Source organism: Cuspidothrix issatschenkoi CHARLIE-1, assembly GCF_002934005.1.
Classification (GTDB): domain Bacteria; phylum Cyanobacteriota; class Cyanobacteriia; order Cyanobacteriales; family Nostocaceae; genus Cuspidothrix; species Cuspidothrix issatschenkoi.
Genome location: NZ_PGEM01000238.1, coordinates 1 through 1,430 on the forward strand (window position 1 = coordinate 1; position 1,430 = coordinate 1,430).

At 43.6% G+C, this 1,430-nt stretch carries 1 protein-coding gene; it reads left to right on the forward strand.

Features of this window, described 5'->3' with window-relative positions:
• Positions 1–209 precede the first annotated feature (209 nt).
• Complete coding sequence (sat, locus tag CUN59_RS20945) at positions 210–1,391, forward strand: sulfate adenylyltransferase (RefSeq protein ID WP_104389607.1); 1,182 nt, start codon at positions 210–212, stop codon at positions 1,389–1,391.
• Positions 1,392–1,430: the final 39 nt, after the last annotated feature.

The following is a 1,430-nucleotide window of genomic DNA, read 5'->3' on the forward strand; positions in this document are numbered from 1 at the left end:
GTCACAAGAGAAAGATTTGGGTCTTGGGAATCAGGACTTCTGCCCTTGGGGGGAATGTCAGACCAATAGAACTACAAAGTTCTAGAGGCCCTTCCCGATGAATTGGGAAGCCCACACTGTACCGAAGGTCAGTGTGTGGTGGTTCACCAATGTGTACCAAGAATTTGATAACTTAGTAGATAGTTCGCAACAATTAGGGAAAAATTAAGTTGAGTTACCATCCAGATGCTATTGCCCCCCACGGTGGAGAGTTAATTAACCGGGTTGCTTCACCAGCACAAAGAGAATTATTTCTCTCCAAAGCTGAATTTTTGCCACGTGTAGAACTTGATGAGCGAGCAGTTTCTGATTTGGAAATGATTGCCATTGGTGGTTTTAGTCCTCTTAAAGGTTTTATGAACCAAGCAGACTATAACCGAGTGGTTACAGAAATGCGTTTAGCTAACGGTATTGTTTGGTCAATTCCCATTACACTGTCTGTAACTGAGGAAGTAGCAGCCCCTCTACAAGTAGGGGGTTTAGTGCGTCTGGATAACCCCAGAGGCGAGTTTATTGGGGTACTAGAACTCACAGAAAAGTATAACTATGATAAACAACGGGAAGCTATCAATGTTTATCGCACTGATGAAGCTAAACATCCTGGGGTACAGGTAGTATATAACCAAGGTTCTATTAACTTAGCTGGTGATATCTGGTTATTACAACGTGATCCTCATCCTGATTTTCCCAGCTACCAAATTGATCCTGCTGCCTCACGGGAAATGTTTAGAAATAAAGGCTGGAAAACAATTGTTGGTTTCCAAACTCGTAACCCCATCCACCGCGCCCATGAATATATTCAAAAGTGCGCTTTGGAAACTGTAGATGGTCTATTCTTACATCCCTTGGTAGGGGCTACTAAAGAAGACGACATCGCGGCGGATGTGCGTATGCGTTGTTATGAAGTTTTACTAGAACACTATTACCCTTTAGATAGAGTCATTTTAGCTATTAACCCGGCAGCGATGCGTTATGCTGGACCAAGGGAAGCAATTTTTCATGCTTTAGTTAGAAAAAATTACGGCTGTACACATTTTATTGTGGGACGTGATCATGCTGGTGTGGGTGACTACTATGGCACTTATGATGCTCAATATATTTTTGATGAGTTTGCCCTCCAAGAGTTGGGAATTGTGCCAATGAAGTTTGAACACGCTTTTTATTGCACACGCACCAAACAAATGGCGACAACTAAAACTAGTCCTAGCAGACCAGAGGAGCGGGTTCACCTATCTGGAACAAAGGTGAGAGAAATGTTGCGTCGTGGTGAGTTACCACCTCCAGAATTTTCTCGTCCAGAAGTGGCGGCTGAATTAACCCGGGCTATGCAGATTGCTCCTGTATTAGTTTAGAGTGAACCACCACACACAGACCTTCGGTACAGTGTGGGC